Annotated in this window: 10 protein-coding genes; 7 read left to right on the top strand and 3 right to left on the bottom strand. The window is 33.4% G+C overall.

Features of this window, described 5'->3' with window-relative positions; genetic code table 11:
* Positions 1-851 precede the first annotated feature (851 nt).
* The 5 genes from avs2 to A0O34_RS21445 all read left to right on the top strand — a co-directional run bounded on the left by avs2 (position 852) and on the right by A0O34_RS21445 (position 11644).
* Positions 852-5582: an AVAST type 2 anti-phage system protein Avs2 gene (gene avs2, locus A0O34_RS21465; RefSeq protein ID WP_066759214.1), complete on the top strand. Its 4731-nt coding sequence runs from the start codon at positions 852-854 to the stop codon at positions 5580-5582.
* Complete coding sequence (locus tag A0O34_RS21460; protein WP_066759209.1) at positions 5582-6661, top strand: MBL fold metallo-hydrolase; 1080 nt, start codon at positions 5582-5584, stop codon at positions 6659-6661. Before avs2 ends, A0O34_RS21460 begins: the two co-directional genes overlap by 1 nt.
* An 823-nt stretch (positions 6662-7484) precedes the next feature.
* The gene (locus A0O34_RS21455) at positions 7485-8927 is read left to right on the top strand and encodes a hypothetical protein (protein WP_066759208.1); all 1443 of its coding nucleotides are present in this window, start codon (positions 7485-7487) and stop codon (positions 8925-8927) included.
* A 9-nt stretch (positions 8928-8936) separates the two neighbouring features.
* Positions 8937-9656 (top strand): hypothetical protein, encoded by a 720-nt coding sequence (locus A0O34_RS21450; protein ID WP_066759207.1) that lies wholly within the window; start codon positions 8937-8939, stop codon positions 9654-9656.
* Positions 9657-10405: 749 nt separating this feature from the next.
* Positions 10406-11644 carry a site-specific integrase gene (locus A0O34_RS21445; protein ID WP_066759206.1) on the top strand — a complete coding sequence of 413 codons (1239 nt, stop codon included), beginning with the start codon at positions 10406-10408 and terminating at the stop codon, positions 11642-11644.
* A 100-nt stretch (positions 11645-11744) separates the two neighbouring features.
* Here the strand turns inward: A0O34_RS21445 and A0O34_RS22545 are convergent, their stop codons facing one another.
* On the bottom strand, positions 11745-11894 hold the full coding sequence (locus A0O34_RS22545; protein WP_169816840.1) for a hypothetical protein: 150 nt from the start codon (positions 11892-11894) through the stop codon (positions 11745-11747).
* Positions 11895-12008: 114 nt separating this feature from the next.
* Positions 12009-12410 carry a hypothetical protein gene (locus A0O34_RS21440; protein ID WP_066759205.1) on the bottom strand — a complete coding sequence of 134 codons (402 nt, stop codon included), beginning with the start codon at positions 12408-12410 and terminating at the stop codon, positions 12009-12011.
* 520 nt (positions 12411-12930) lie between these two features.
* On the opposite strand from A0O34_RS21440, the gene A0O34_RS21435 reads away from it, so the two are divergent.
* Both A0O34_RS21435 and A0O34_RS21430 read left to right on the top strand, forming a co-directional pair.
* Positions 12931-15015: an AAA family ATPase gene (locus tag A0O34_RS21435; protein WP_066759203.1), complete on the top strand. Its 2085-nt coding sequence runs from the start codon at positions 12931-12933 to the stop codon at positions 15013-15015.
* Positions 15008-16156, top strand: a complete 1149-nt coding sequence (locus tag A0O34_RS21430) for an HNH endonuclease (RefSeq protein WP_066759202.1) — start codon at positions 15008-15010, stop codon at positions 16154-16156. Before A0O34_RS21435 ends, A0O34_RS21430 begins: the two co-directional genes overlap by 8 nt.
* 149 nt (positions 16157-16305) lie before the next feature.
* Here the strand turns inward: A0O34_RS21430 and A0O34_RS21425 are convergent, their stop codons facing one another.
* Positions 16306-17454 (bottom strand): reverse transcriptase family protein, encoded by a 1149-nt coding sequence (locus A0O34_RS21425; protein ID WP_066759201.1) that lies wholly within the window; start codon positions 17452-17454, stop codon positions 16306-16308.
* Positions 17455-17600: the final 146 nt, after the last annotated feature.

Raw genomic sequence — 17600 nt, 5'->3', positions numbered from 1 at the left:
TAATTTCTTGCAGGTCCAGATTTTAAAGGTTCAGTTTGCCTTACAAGGGATTATTATTTAATTTTTGCATTCACTAGCTATATGAATATTATCAGGCACTTAATATTACGCATGGTGATTGTTGCTGTCCCATTGCTGGCATGGTATCTATATTCAGTGATAGCGTTTAAAGAAAATAAGATGAAAGAAAATCCAAGCGATGTTGGATTCGGTATGGCGATATTGCTTGTGTTGATATACTAAGAAAGGAAAATCGTGAAATTGTTATAGAGGATCGCACAATTGATGCTGGTTACCGCTGCAAAAAAGGATGCCAAATCTACTGCTACTTCAAAGCCCAGGTTTAATATTGTTCTCAGAGCGATTCAGACACCCCAATACTAACAGAAAATGATTAGTGTAAATTTTTTATATATAAACATCTAATTATTATTTCATCAAAGATGATTATAAAAAATTAATTTATGCTTACTCAATATCAACTGGTGAAATGACAAGTTTTACAGCAAATTAAGATATATCCAAGCGGGATATTACTCTCAATTTTTAACGCTTAATGGAGAAGTAAAACGGAACTTGATAAATGATGAAATTTGTTAATTAATAAAGCTCAAATAATATGGCTAAAGCTAAAGAAAAACGTTGTCTCAAGACACCGAAAAAAGATGGATACGATGGATGAAAACCAGTGGACATTTTTAGCGACACCCCCAGTAGTTTGAATACTGATAAACACTGTCAAAATAAGATCCTGCACGTAGTGTTAAGATAAAAACTAGAGTCGGTTCGGTTCTACATTTCAAAACTTATTATCTTTATTGTTATAATTTAAATTAAAGCCCTCATTATATATGGATCAAGAAAATGATCAGTTATTAACCAAGCTTTCTGTACGCCTGATTAATTTGACTTCAGAGCAGACATCCGGATCAGGCATAATATACTGGCATCCGTCGTTGCAAAATCGCATTTATGTATTGACCGCGGCACACTGTCTTTTTGAAGATACAGATTCTTTTCAAAGACCTTTCGAAGTGATTGGACTACAGTTTTACAATCCAGGTAAGGATATGTACGAAACCTTGGAGCATAAAATCAATCATAATTTAGTATGGGCAGATATTGATAATGACGTTGCTATTTTGCTCCTAAAGCAAAGTGATGTTGAGGCAATTTCGGGAGAGCTACCCGTCGTGAATATGGTTATTGATAGAAGCCACCATTCTAATTTTGTCGCAAAGGGATTCCCAAGTGCAACGGATGGTAAAGAAATTATTGCTATTAATCCAAGCTGGTCACAACAATTACCTGAGAACGGGCAGTTTCAACTGCACATTAATCAGGATTTTAGTGATGAATTCAGTAGTCAATACAGGGTCGATGGGTTCTCAGGAGCCGGTGTATTTTTGTACGATCATCATGAGATATACCTATATGGGATTTTTACTAGATTTTTGGATGCAGGCAAGATTATGTACTGCCAACCATTAACAAAATTTGTAAAACTATTGAATGCAAATTATCTGCCCTCATTCTCGTATACTTTTTTTGGCTCGCATGGGATATCTTCGGAATTCTTCAATAGCAATGCGATAAGATCACTGATTGAGCTTGGACCAAGGTTCAATGCAAAACTTAATTTTCAGCTACCTATCGCAGGTTATTTTAACGCTTTGTCGAAAGACGATTCTTTTAGGCAATTAATAACCAGGATAGTGGATAAACAATTGTCTGCACCAGTGTACGGATCAGGAGAAGCAGAAATTGAAGCCATTAAAGCAAGTTATGATGAGCTCAACCATGCAATAAAGTTATGGTATGAAGCGATTTCTTGGCGTGGAAATGATCCTATCATTGTAGATGATATAGTTAATAGGGTCAATTGCTTTGAGGAAATTGCTGAGCGAAAGCAAAGCGAATTATATGAAAAAAGATATCAATTGGTGGAGGGAGAAGAGAGGAAGAGAAATGAAACTCGTGAAGCCTTTTCCAGCGAAATCTCGCATTTGGGCAATATGATACGTAATTTATCTAATTTTAAGGAAGAACTCTATAGCAGTCATATTTCATTGTCAAATTCTCCCGTTCTATTAATAAAAGGAGATGCCGGTGCCGGAAAGTCGCATTTACTTGGTGATATACTTGAAAAAAGAAACGGAAAGGGGTTTCCCACAATACTTCTATTGGGACAACTTTTTGCAGAAGGAAAATCTTTATGGGAAAACATCTTGCATCAGCTTGGCCTTACTTGCACCCAGCAAGAGCTTCTTTCGACGCTCAACAGTATTGGCGAACAAGCGGGAACGCGTGTCCTGCTAATGGTGGATGCTATAAATGAAGGTGCTGGCAAAACACTTTGGCATGATGGTCTTGCAGGATTTATTCACGATTGCAGCACATATCCAGCGATGGGTCTTGTACTTTCGATCAGAACAACTTACTGGAAAAAACTAATACCAGAAAGCGTTAAAGCTGATGGCAACATAACAACTATAGAACACCAGGGTTTTAGAGGAAATGAATACGAGGCGGTGAAGCTATTTTGTGAATATTATGAAATTCAGCAACCTAATTTCCCTCTGATGAATCCAGAGTATTCTAATCCATTGTTTTTACATCTCATCTGCCAGGGCATACAAAGTTCTGATGAAAAAGTATTTCCACAGGGATTTCAAGGGATAACAAAAGTCTTTAATTTTTACCTTAAAGCTGTGCAGGAACGACTGATTAAAAAACGCGATGAATATGATTACGTTCCAAATTTAGTAAGGAATGCCTTAAATAGCTTTGCTAAAGCCTGCTTTACAAAAGAACGTCGATTAATGTCTTTGGCTGATGCTGTAGAGCTTTTCAATGCTGAGTTTCCGCGTTATCCAAATCTGCTGGGAGATTTGATAGAGGAAAGTGTATTGGTCAGATCACTACCCACTAGATTTCGCTGGAACGAAAGCGCTGTGGACGATGAGGTTCTTTATTTCGCTTATGAGCGTTTTGGGGACTTTTACATGGCAGGCGACTTAATCGAAGGTATTCCTAATAGGACAGAAGCACTCGAAATTTTTAAAAAGGAAGCCTCATTAGGGAAATTGATTAACAATAGTGGGTATTATAATTCAGGAATTTTAGAGGCTTTGACGGTTTTGCTGCCAGAGAAGTTCGATCTCGAAATTTTCGAGGTTTTTGAATGGGTCTTCGCAGAAAAAGAAAACTTTCGATATAGTTGCGATTCAATATCCATTTGGTATCTCAATAGTTTAAAGTGGAGAAGTCCTGAAACCATAGATGGCGATAAATTTAATGCATGGGTAGAAACCGACGAGCAGTTCCAAATCAGTGATAACGAATATTTTAATTTTCTCTATGAAATGTGTGCTGTTGCGGACCATCCATTCAATAGCGACCGACTGACAGAAATTTTAATGATTCACACAATGGCGGAGCGCGATGCTTTTCTACAGGAATATTTCCATTATTATAACGGAACTGATGATTCCGGTGTAGCTATGCCCGTAAATAGGCTTATAGATTGGGCTTGGAGACCTAACATATCCCGCGAAACCACACATACTGCGGCTAGGCTCGTTTCACAGGCTCTTTGCTGGATACTTGGGACCACAGATAACCGTTTACGCGATCAGACGACAAAAGCTATGGTCAATCTTTTAAAGGATCAAATACCCGCACTGATTGAGGTTTTTAGTAAGTTTATAAATATTGCTGATAAATACATTGCAGAAAGGCTTTGTGCGGTTGCATATGGCTGTGCATTACATGCAAAAAAGGCTGATGATCTGAAAATGCTTGCACAAACTGTTTACGATAGTGTTTTCAAAGATGGTAATCCTCCCGAACATCTTTTATTGAGGGATTATTGCCGGCATGTAGTCGAATTTGCTTTATCGAAGGAAATTACACTTGATCTTGCAGGTAGTAATTTTAGACCACCCTACAACGCGGCTCTCCCTGAACAGTACCCGACAATTGAGGAAGTGAAAAAATATGAAGAAGGAGAAGATGAAAAGGGTAGTAAAAGCCAAGGTGCTCGTGCTAATGGGAAGATTATCCATTCCATCCTTGCTTGGGATTTTGGAAGATATACGATAGATTCTGCAATAAGAGATTTTGAATGCATCGAGTTTGGTTTCGAAAAGGAGATTGAGCACTTTAGAAAAGAATTACCGAGGGGTGGAAAAACATTATTTCTGAGACTTAAGAAAATGTTTCGATTATATTCTATTCCTGTTGAACGACGTAAAAGATTCCGTTTTAAGGATGAAGATCAGCTTAATTGGTATTGGTCTGAAGTAGATGAGCTTTGGGCTAAATTTGAGGGGGATCTATTGGTAAAGTTAGATGAACAACAGAAAATATTTTACCAGGAAAAACTGCTGCCTTACTGGAAACTTCAAATAAAGGATAAAAACGATAAGGATCTAAACATTGATAAGGCAAAGATTAAGATCTGGATTGCTAAACGGGTGTTTGATCTTGGTTACGATGGGGAGATTCACGGGCATTTTGACAATAGTAAAGACAGTTATCGACGTTCTGAAGAGGCAAAGAATGAACGGATAGGCAAAAAATACCAGTGGATCGCGTTTTATGAAGTACTGGGGATCTTGGCTGATAACTATAAAATTAGGGAGAAATACTCCAGTGATAAAAAAACTTATATTTATGATGGCCCCTGGCAGCTAACGTATAGGAATATAGATCCATCCTTTATTACAAAAAGGGATCGGGAAAAATATAACGAGGACGATTTTGGTTTAATACAGGAAGACGTTGAATGGTTTTTTCCCGAAAGATACATTCATTGGAATAACCTTCAGGATGATTGGGCGGAAACGACTGCCGACCTCCCTAATCCTCTCGATTGCATACAAATGACAGATCCAAAAGGTGTTGAATGGCTTTATTTATTTTCATCCTATACATGGAAAGCACCGAAGAATGTAGGGGAAAGCGGTTTTGGAGCAGGAAGAAAGGAAATATGGTTTATGTTTCAAGGTTTTCTTGTACCGAATTCGAAATATAATAAGACATTAACCTGGCTAAAGAGTAAAGAGTTTAGTGGGCGGTGGTTACCGGAAGCAAATGATGTAAGCAACCTGCTAGCAAGAGAATGTTATTGGTCTCCACTAAGTAAGGAATTTGAGAAAGAGCGCGAGAAGTGGGAAATTCTCGATGGGAGCGAGCTAAAGGTTATGTTGCCAACAGCAGAAGCAATTGGGAGCCTGGATAAAGATAATTCTGGTGCGCATTTTGGCTATCAGGTACCAAATAAAAAAATCTTTGAGTACCTCGGTCTTAAATATGCAGACCTTGATGGAGAATTTATAGATGATAATGGAGAAATTTTATTTAGTAATATGAGCCCTTTAGGATCTATGATCAGAAAAGATTCATTGCAAAAATTCCTTGATGAGAATAACTTGAGAATCATTTGGACATTGTTAGGTGAGAAAAACTCCTTTTACGATAGGGATGGTCTGGAAGATATACGTAAATCTTTAAGCGCAGTCTTTACCATGGAAAATAATTCTTTACAGGGGGCAACAATAAAAGTAACAGATTGGTAATGAGGGTCTATTTTTATAATGCAGGATGCGGTGATGCGTTTAGGGTTGAATTTCAAGGAATCAGTGGTAAAATCAGGAATATTCTGATTGACGGAGGATTTCAACGGACTTTTCGGAATATACTTGCTAACGAAATAAAATTAATTGAATCTAAGAAGGAAAATATTGATTTATGTGTTATCACACACATACATGATGATCATATCGGAGCATTAGAAACCTATGTTAACGCAATAACGGCAAGTCGGGCAAATGACATAATATTAGAGTGGTGGTATAATCCCCCGAGAATCAATAATCTACAGCCAAAATTGCAAAGACTCTCTAGTGTTGCTCAAAGCATCGGTCAGGCTGATGTGGTAACATCATATCTACAATCCAAAAATGCTTTACCAGAGTCTGCTATAGTAAGTAGTATAATTCCTTATGAACTAGATGGAATGAATATTTATATTCTTTCGCCGGATCAGAAAAGTTTAGATAAATTAACAAACAAATACAATGATCCAAAAATTGCAATTGAACGCATAGAGGATGAAAAGTCGAGTAGGGCTGTAGCTGCAAAAAGTAGAGACTATCACAAAACTGTTGAAGAATTTAGTTTTAGCGGGTGGACGGAAGACCGGAATATCGAAAATGGAAGCAGTATAGCTTTATTAACAGAGTTCATGGGAAAAAAGATTTTATGGTTAGCTGATGCTTTTTCAAGTATTGTAGTGACGAGTTTAGAAGGACTTGGGTATTCGAAAAGCAATCCCCTCATATGTGATTACGTTAAAATCGCGCACCATGGGAGTTTGGGTAATAATAGCAGTGCCTTATACGAAATGATCAAGTGTAACAAGTATATTCTCAGTACTGACGGTTATAATGTGCATGGATTGCCATCCAAGGCATGTCTGGTTCAAATCCTGAAAAATCCCTGCAGGGAAAAAACTGATCATTACACTTTTTACATGACCTCCACCGATGCTGTTCTAGAAACGATATTTGAAATTGACGGTGAAGAGATCTTTAAAAAGCTTGACTTTGAGATGGTCTACCCAATAAAAGGAAGTGGTTTCAGCATTGAATTTTGAATCGATTAAGGTTAGTATGTTTTGATAATATTACAAAAATAACATCGGTATGGGAAAACGAATACAGCCAAGTATATTTGATTTTTTTATATTCAAGAAAAAAAATATGATATTTAACGAATCTCTTAAAAGCTTTCAGTAGTAAATTTAAAGTTCCAAAGGGTGATACAGTCGAATTTGTATATTATGAAGATGGATCGCCGAGGTTCTTTAACAAATGCTAGTTAGTGATCGATCACTTGTATAGCCTGCGGAGCTCTCTAGGGTTCACAGTAATTTGGACATAAACATATTCCCCGCCGACTCTGCACGTATATATTTATATGATGAGCCTGATTATCTACAGAAATAACTTTAAATACATCAGCAGCAGAGAAAATTAGATTCGTAACGTTCATTAATTTCTTACGAACAGTAGCCTTAAATTATCATAAGTACCACCAAAAGTGGGGAAGAACCACTTTTAGCGAAATCCCCAATAAGTCTCATTAATGTTAACAATAAAATATTTCTCTGTTAGAATTCGATAAAAGTCTAATTATCAAAAAAATAATAATAATTCGATAGAATTATTATTTTATGTATTTTTACTAGAGACAAATAATAATAATCTCTTTTGTAATAGAGAAAAATCAACCCAAGATTTTTGTTGCTATGGTTGTGTAAAAGCGACTATTAACAGTGATACATGGATAAACGAAATCATTATAAACAGCTGTAATACATTCGCAAAGTCATTTTTGAAAAAGAATGGTTTCGCAAATAGAAGCGTGTGTATTATTAAAGCTAAGAACTACATATTAAGCTTTTTAAAAATTACACCATGATAAAATTACACCTAGAAAATCTAAATTCAGTTCAAGAAATGAAAAACCAGTTGCTTCCTCTGGAAACTGAAAGTGATTTTAACTGGCTCATGCCTATAGTAAATTTTAGTTTAGATGAAAGCGTTATTATTTATCTAAACAATCACGAGCCAGATTCTTCAAAATTCATAACGTTAGATTTGAGAGAACACATGACTGAAGCCACAAACTTGATAAATAATTGTGTTTCTAAAAGAAATGAAATTTTTGAAATTGAAACACAAGCCTTAACTTCCGCAATAGAATATGTTCAAATTCTTAATACCATAAATGATGATAAAACTATTAGTGATTTAAATTTAAAGGCCATTTTCAATTTAAGTAAAGAAGATAAAATTGATGATTTTGAATCTGCAATGCAATCAAAGTTCACTAACATCAACCTAATGCTTAAAACGAAGCTGGGCTTTCACAACCAGAAAGGTAATCCCTTAAATTATGGTGAACGCACTAAATATTTGAGGAAAATATATGCTGATAATATAAAAAACATTTACGAAAGACTTATAGCAATTAAAAGAATTCTTAAGTATTCCTTTAACCAAGAAACCAAGCCTTTACCTAATTATATTGAGGTTTCAAATAATCTTGACAAATTAGTTTGGTGGATGAGAGATACTGTATATAAATTTGAAAAGCTTGAGCAGTCAGATTATATTATTCAAAAATCTATTTCATTAGTGAATTATGCTATTTCTAAAGGTATTATGGTTAATGTTCTTTTTAACCAGTTAAACCTAACGGGCGAGATAGAAATTAATGTATCCGAACAAGATTTTATCAAGTCTGGAATGCAAGAAAGAGTTAGGATTTTAGGCGTTGCCGCAAATGTTATTGGCTTTCCTTCTTGGCTTCCGACAAACTCTGAAGATGAAAAATATATTGTAAATAATGCTCGTGCAAACTCGGAAAAGGAAAACATCGAAGCAAATAAGGATATTACTTTATATTATTGTGAAGTTATTCCACCTGAACAATTTCCAAAAATAGATTTAGAATTACTGTATGAATCAAGTACAGAAGAAGAGGAAGAATTAATATTATCGCTTAATCAAATTGATAGATCTAAGATTCTTAATGATATTGTTGATCGAATTGAAAGTATTCGGATTAACCCTAATGGAAAAATCATTACTACTTATAAGCCTATAGGAATTCCTATTGATGATGTAAAACTTCCAAATAAATTAATTTTTGGTGAACTGTATCCAATTTATAAATCATCTATAAATACAAACTTGAATTTTTCTACGGAAAGCTCAATAAAAAATGCATCGCCAGAAGGCATTTGGAAAATCAAATTGAAAAATGTAAGTAATCCTGTAATACTCGGACCTTTAGATTTAACCCAAGTTAGGGATTTTGTCCTAACTTTTAATTTAAGCGTTAGAAGATTTTAAATTGGAATTATGGCAACAAATTTTGAAACGCATGATTTCGATAATGCAGGTCAGGGAAGTATTTCTAGACCAGATGGTAAAGGAAATTTTGAAAATCGGAATGGAGACACTAGAGATAGAGCCGATAGAGAATATGGCAGAGAAGGTCGTGACAATTCAAAATCTGCCAAACATGAGAATTTGAAAAATTCAGATATCAACATTTCTAAAGGATTAATCAAAAATGAAGGTAGTAGAGAAATCAATGGTAGTAAAGTTATTTCCTCTACAATTGGAATCAGTTTAAGTGCAATAGGAATAACCTCAATTTATACATCAGCAGCAGAAATCGGTGCAGGGGCAACTGTAATTTCTGTCGGAACAGGCATAGGACTTACTGTTTCAGCATTTGCAATTCCAGCATTGATCCTTGGAACTGTTTCATTAGTTTTAGCATTAAGTGGGGAACAAAATGAAGATGCATATGATGGTTTGGAAATTGCAGGTAATCCTTTAATGGTATCAGCATTATCAGCTTCTTCAGTCTATGGTAATAACACAAAAACAGCAATACAACATTCTAAATATGCATCAACTGCTTTAAAATCAATTATTTCATTACAAAGTCCTAAAAGCTATACAAATATGCTAGAGCTTTCGGAAAATATCTTTCAAAAAATGGATGCAATTGATAGTATAAAAAATACTAAGGATGACTTAAATAAAATCAGAATGAGCAAGTTGCCGTAAATGGTAATCACTTAACAAAGTTTGTGCAAAAGTGAAAGAAATACACATTCAATTGTCACGGTTACGGTTCAGATATGGAGCTATATTTCTACTTGTTAATCGAGATTATTAAAAACATATTTTAATAATCTAAAAAGATCCTTATAACTCGTTGCCTTTTAATGGAAATTTCTTATATTTGCGTATCGAAACTAGGACGTTCTTTAAGTTTATCAATAAGAAGATAGGTAAAGATCCTTTTTTATTATTTAGCGGTAGTTCGTGGCAATATCATGGCACTCAAAAATATTTGGATCGTAACTAGCAGTATATTAGTGGTTTAGTGGATGTGGTTCGAATCCCGTCCATTCCGCAGTAGCTCAGAAGAGAACTGAAAATTGATTTTTTGAAAATACACAAAAAGAATGTGGCAATATCGTGGCAAATTACATTCTTAAAATAAAAAAATCAATATCAATCGTATATTAAAGGGGTAGGTGAGAAACCCTCTCTCTCCGCCAGTTGGGAGACCAAAATAAGCTAAAACGCTGTAAACATCAATGTTTACAGCGTTTTTTGTTTTGCGCTAGAATCAAAAAAAATCAAAATAGGTCACGATTTATATGACCTATTCCGTGACCCATCCTGAAAATTTGAAAATGGGTCACGAAAAATTAAGGAAAACCCGACCAATAGGCAGTCTAACGATTGTACATCTTGCAGAAAGTGGTAACAAAAAGTAAATTATTAACAATTAAAGTTACCACACTATGAACAAAACATTCAACCTATTATTCTTTATAAAAAAGAATAAAATCAGAACCAACGGAACCGCTCCTATCTACTTACGAATCACGATAGATGGCAAGGCAGCGGACATCGCTGCTAAAAGGTACATCGACCCACAGAAATGGGATGTTAAAGCACATAAAGCAGTTGGCAACTCTCAGGAGGCGAAAACGCTTAATGTCTATCTTAAAACTTTGGAACAACAAGTTTACGATTCTCACTATCAGATGCTGAAAGAAGAAGATTTTGTAACATCTGAAGGTTTAAAATCTAAACTGCTTGGAACCGATGTTTCCACACGAATGCTCCTTCCTATTTTTCAGGATCATAATGATAAAGTGGAAGCACTGGTAGGTCAGGATTTTGCGCCCGGAACATTGGAGCGTTATAAAACATCGTTAAAGCATACGCAGGAATTCATAATCTGGAAATATAAAACTTCTGATATTGACATTACAAAGATCGACCACGCTTTTATTATGGATTATGACTTCTGGCTTCGCAGTGTGCGTAAATGCGCAAACAATACCGCGGTAAAGTATATCAAGAATTTCAAAAAAATCATTCGGTTATGTATGGCAAATGGATGGCTTTCAAAAGATCCTTTTCTAAGCTACAAAGCAAAGCTTAAGGTAGTGGAACGTCCATATCTTACCAAAGAGGAAATTCAGGCGATTTATGAAAAGGAATTTGCATCAGACAGATTGATTCAGGTGCGTGATATTTTTCTTTTTAGTTGCTATACAGGTTTAGCGTATGTTGATGTAAAGAAATTGACGAAATCTAACGTCAATATTGGAATAGATTGCGATCAATGGATATTCACACATCGTCAGAAAACCGACACCTCAACCAGGGTTCCACTATTACCTTTAGCACAGGAACTGATTTTAAAATATGAAGACCACCCAGAATGTGTAAATTCAAATGTCTTGTTTCCCGTACTCAGTAATCAAAAAATGAATTCCTATCTCAAAGAAATTGTGAACGTCTGTGGAATAAATAAAGAGCTAACGTTTCATATCGCTAGACATACTTTCGCTACAACTGTAACATTGTCCAATGGTGTTCCTATCGAAAGTGTAAGTAAGATGCTTGGTCATACTAATATAAAAACCACACAGCATTATGCGAAGATCTTGGATAAGAAAGTGAGTGATGATATGTCAGTTTTAAGGGGGAAACTTCAAAGTAAAAAGGAAATAAAAGGCTTAGGATAGCAAAAGGTAATCAAAGATGAACTTTGAGAACTTCTCTTAATCAATCTTCAAAAAATTTAATCCCAACTTTAGTTGGGATTAAATTTTTAAGAAACAAAACTTATTTCGAGTCTCCTGGCTTGTGCTTATGAGGTTTCAAGTCTGGATGTTTTGGTTTTGTTTCCGGATTTACTCTTGGTCTTTTGTCAGGTGTCCCATCTTCTTTTTTAGGTTTTGGACCAGGCTTAATTGCTTCAACTGTTGTACTCATAATAAATAATTTATTGTTTTTATAAAAGTAAAAATAAGCTGGTTCTGAATCGTTTCCTTACGGATTTCCGTAAAATCACAAAAAAATCCGACTAGTCAGGATTTCCAATTCTATTTATTTTCTCCTCGGGGAGCTTCTGGTATGTGGAGTTACGTAGGTTCCATCTTTTCTTGTGTAGCCCTTTACGTGAACTGCTCCGCCGCTAATCTTGCTGGGGGTATAATTATAAGAGGGTGTAGACGTATTATAGCTTTTAGCTGAAGTGTAAGAACTATAAGAAGTATAACTTGGATTATACGCCCAGCCGTAATAATTGCCCCATTTTATCTTTTTATAATTCTTTCTGTTTGCTTTATTGGAAACATAGACTTGAGTGTCCTTGGGAATGGTAGTGACAATATTTTCATTGTTGCTATTCCCGTATATATTTGTGTCTTCTGTTAACAAAACGGTATAATAATTTGTACAAGACACTACTGATAGTAGAAGTATCAAAAAGAATGTGATTTTTTTCATGGATTTATTATTTAGTTTAAAATTGAGATTTGTTTTGGATTGAAGTTGTAAATGTATTTTTTTATTTCTTCTAAATTTTACGGATTTCCGTAAAAGGCAAAAATCCTTGACTCTTATTAGATTTGTATTAATCAAAGCTAAAAAGTTATATTCTGTTTATAGAAAAAAATTGTTGCTTAATAGCAGGAAGAGATATAAACAAGTAACATTTTAAGATATATTTACTAATTGTAATTTAGTATGCAACAATTAAGTTTATTGACTGTCATTACTGTACAGATAGGATTTGAAATAAAGAGTATGGTCTTTATATAGGGTTAAATGTGAAATTTTAATATTTTTGATTATTTTAAAATGTGTAAGGGGTTATATACAGAATAATTTAAAAAATGTTGAAAATAAATTATATTTTAAATGATATTTTAATAATCGAATCTGTAAAAAGTGATGTATTATTATAATTTAGAATAAATTGCAAATAATAAACCCCAAATATCTTACTACTTACAAATATCAAAATATGAGTTTTAAATTACTTGCAATAAGACCTGTAAAGGGTTGTAGTGGAAAATTTCTTAAAAACCTTCAAATAAATTGTATTTATAAGTTTTACGAAAGTGCGAGGTTTTTGTCTGATGGAAATGTTGTTGATTCATATAGCAAAATCTTTACCTACAGCGTAATTGATGAAATAATTTTTGATGACACTGATTTATTACCGGCAGATTTTTTTTATGATGAAAAAATTAGTGTTTCTGCTATAGTTGGTAAAAATGGAAGTGGTAAAAGTAGTTTAATTGATTTACTTGTAGCATCAATTAATCAGCTGGCCGTCTTCAAAAAAAAAGAACAAAAACTTAATACTACTGCAGTTTTAAAATCTTTAAATGGAACTGAAAAAATATGCTGTGATATTTTTTATAAAAACGGAACCGACAATTATATCTTGACCGTCAGAAATGACGGTGTTTCCTTAAAGAATTTGATAACGCAGAGTGATGTTTCAATGGATGAATTTTTCTATACCAGTATTATTAATTACTCAATCCACTCTAATAATTCAAATGAAATAGGAAAATGGATTGATAAGCTGTTTCATAAAAACGATTCCTATCAAATACCGGTTGTAATTAACCCAAAGAGAGAAAGTTCGACCAAAAATATGTCTGGTGTTATCGACATTAATAACGAAAATTTTCTGCTTAATCAACGACTTCTTTCGCTAATAATTACCAATCCGGATTTTCCAATCTCAGAGAATTTAAAGGTTGATAAATTATTATTTAAATACAAAAATTCTAAGCACTTTACAACAATCAGTGTACTAGATTCAAAACTTTCGAAGAGATATTCAAACGAACTGATAAAAAAAACAGAAGTTGAAAATTATTTAAGAGATGATGTAGGCATCGCTTTCTCAGTCGGCAGAAGATCTGATATTACAGAGTATTATTATGGTCTAGCTTCAGTTTTAAAAAAATTCAAACGTGAGTTTGACATCGAAGATATTAATGTGGGAGACGAACAATATAGATTTGACATTTATATCATTTACAAAATTACAAGCATTAGTACTAAATATCATTATTTTAAAGATGTACAAAAGGTAGCAAAGGCAAAGGGCAAAAGTGATTACGATCGAATAACTTTAGACTTCGATCTATTTTTAAAGAAATTCAGGGATAGTGATAGTCATATTGTTATTAAGCTTCTACAGGTTATAAATTATTTAAAGAATTATGATCTCCTATGGAAAAACATAATGGTTAGGAGACGTACAAGTATAAAATTACTATCCGAGCAAATTCAACATTCGAATATTTCTGGAGGTTCTCTTATCAACAAATTACCACCACCCTTATTCGAAATTAAGCCACTGACCGCACAAAATATTGATATACTGACTAGAATTAGTTCTGGAGAAAAACAGTTAATTCACAGTATCAGCTCGATCCTGTACCATTTATCAAACCTGAATTCTGTTGAAGAGAAAGAAGGCATAATAAAATACCAAAGCGTCAATATCATTTTAGATGAAATAGAGTTGTATTTTCACCCCGAATTTCAAAGGTGCTTTCTGGATAGATTATTGAAAGGAATTAAACAAATTGACACAAAAAAAATTACGGGCATCAATATTTTGATAATATCTCATTCACCTTTTATTCTGTCAGATATTCCAAAACAAAATGTACTGTTTTTAAAATCAGAGGAGAGTAAATCAACACCTGTTAGATATCATGATGACAATACTTTTGCAGAAAATATTCATGAAATTCTGAGTAATGGTTTTTTTCTTGAGGACACTCAAGGGGAGTTCGCTAAAAATAAGATTAATGATTTGTTAGATTTTTATTTCAAAGCTGTTGAAATTACTCAAGATTCACCAGAGTTTGAAAATTATCAATCTAATTATCGTAAAAATAAAAAGGATTATCAAAAGTTAATTAACCTTGTAGGGGAAGATTATATCAGGACAATATTAAAGAATCATATTTTTGAGTTAGACAGAATATTCATTACCGTCAATGAATTAGTTTCTGAAAAAAAAAGAATAATCGAAAAACTTCGAAAAGAGATAGATTTGCTTAATAACAATGGCTAAACTTTCATACCCACAGCTTACTTTACCAGCATTTGAAAAAGAATATGCTGACGAAATTATAAGATTATGCTCTAAGCAAAAATCTGATATAGAAAGTTTCCTTTTACATTCCGGTATTATTGTACCTATGGAGGAATTTTTCACGCTTCCATTTGAAAAGATTCTTTCACACGCAAAAATCTTAAAAAGTAATCTTAAAAAAGACATGTTTACTTTTAGCCCGCATTATTCTAAAACCATAAGTGAGTACAAAGATATTTTCGATTATTCACGATTGCTGCAGTCTTCAATATCACCTTTCTTTATGAAGAACAGCGTGTCTATGAATATAAGAACTTGCTGCTACTGCAATATCGACTTTGTTAATTCATATATACCTTTTAAAAATGATTATCGGGATTTTTTAGATTTAATAAATGTAAGTAATCTGGATGACTTAAAAAAAATAAAAGGTATTACTTCGGCTAATGCAAAAAATATACAAAAACTTTGTAAGGGACATGTTAAAACATTAGCAGATCTTACAATGCTATTACAAAGCTCGCGGTCAGTACTTAATTTATTATTAAAAGCAAAAAATAGTGATGGCAGTATAAAATTTGACAGCCTGAAGGATAAGAAAAATCACTATACTTTGGATCATATTTTACCCCAAAGCAAATTCCCATTCTTCTCATTGTGCTTATACAACCTGGTGCCTTCCTGTTATACTTGCAATTCTAAACTAAAAGGAAGCAAAATGCTCACAGATGACTTTGATATGCTGTCTAAAATATCACCCACTAGCAATTCATATGAAAACCCTCTCAAATTCAGATTATTGTATAAAGATACATTTTCCAGAAAAAATTTACCTTCAGAATCGAATCAATATAATATCGAACTTGAAACAAAAAACAGTTATACCGAGTTGCTCAATTTACAAGGTCGCTACAATTTCCACAAAAATGAATCACTTAAACTTATAAAACAACGGAAGATTTATTCTGATTCTCAAATAGTAGCATTTTCAAAATTTTTAAAAATGGATGTTATTGAAATCAAAAAGCATCTATTTGGCACATCATTGTTTGAAAATGATTCTAATGAGCCATTTGACAGGTATAAAAAAGACATCGCGAAAGAACTTGGAATTATTTAATTTTAGTCACAAAGATGCTATGTTGAAAGCAATATGCAAGACTTAATTTTTATATAAAAGAACTCTCATGTGGACTTTTTTCTTTCATATAATTTTAATTTTTAAAATTATATAGTGAACTCATTTCTAGATTTATAGTAGCTCAACAGCTATATCGACCAAGTGATTTTATTAAAATCACTCAACATTTTTTTGCTAGCTTCTTTATCAACCGAATTTATATAACAAATGTGACCATATAGCCAATCATGAAATTTCAGAGAATTATAAGTCGGAAATTGTTCAATATTTTTTAGTAGGTGATTTTCTACACCATATTTCCTGCAAAAATAGATATGTCGAGCAATTTTTTTTCGATATTTTTTTGAGGTATGAACACCATTTGTTACTGTTAAACCAGTAACATATTGTTTACTGCCACGATGCATGTAAGTTATTTTATCCTCATTAATATAGAAATTTTCCTCTTCAATAATTTTTCGTATTAGATTTAAAGGAGGTAAGGTACCAATATGATTTATTGAAAAAGTTAAATCATCAGCATAACGCGAATAAGAAAATTTTAATTTTTCACCCAAACCTTCAAATCTCTTGTCCATTTTAGTTGCTACTATATTTGCTAGTGTAGGACTACTAGGTGCACCTTGAGGCAAGATTGGAGGTTTGAATTCTAAGTAGTAGGATAGAATTTTTTTGTCATTTTGATTAAAATCAGACCAATATTTATCATGATGTTCTGCGGTACAAAGTTTTGCTAATGAATATGCTAAATTTTTGGCATACCCAATTTTCTCAAAAACACCGTAAATTCTTTTCTCAGTAATTGTGTCATAGAATTTTAAGAGATCAACTTTTAAAATTATTTTTGCATTACTATGGATAGAAGCGTTATCATATATTGAAATACCAGAACGAAAACCTTTACATGATTCTGCTAAGGGAACTTTACTTAAAATATTAAATAGTAGCCATTTCTGAATATATTTTAAATCCTTGTGAGGAGCCATAATTTCTCTGTAGCTCCCTCTTTTTTTCTTGATGAAAAAATGATTATATTTTTTGAGCTTAACTCCTTCATTTTCGTACAAATATCTGCTATTTTCATTTTCACCAATCAGAGCAGTCAAAAAGTCTGATTGGATACCAATAGCCATTGCAAGATGCTGGATTGAAAAAAAAACTGGATAATCTCTATCTTCTAAATTGTGAGCATATTGAACACATGCCTCAATAAAATTCTGTGTTCGACCTTCACTATTTGCGTTTTTAATAAATTGTTCAAAGGGGAATGACTTCATAGTTACTTCTTACTTGGGTGTATGATATGTATTCTTCTTGGAGAATTGTTATTGGAAGGAATCCGGCGGCTGCAATGATAATTTTTCAAGCAGAATGTAGACCAATATTGGTACTAAAGGATCCTTAAAATCTCTCGGCACAAGGC

It is taken from the genome of Chryseobacterium glaciei (assembly GCF_001648155.1).
Lineage (GTDB): Bacteria > Bacteroidota > Bacteroidia > Flavobacteriales > Weeksellaceae > Chryseobacterium > Chryseobacterium glaciei.
The sequence above is the reverse complement of the archived record's forward strand: the minus strand, read 5'-3'. Positions and strand labels throughout refer to the sequence as shown.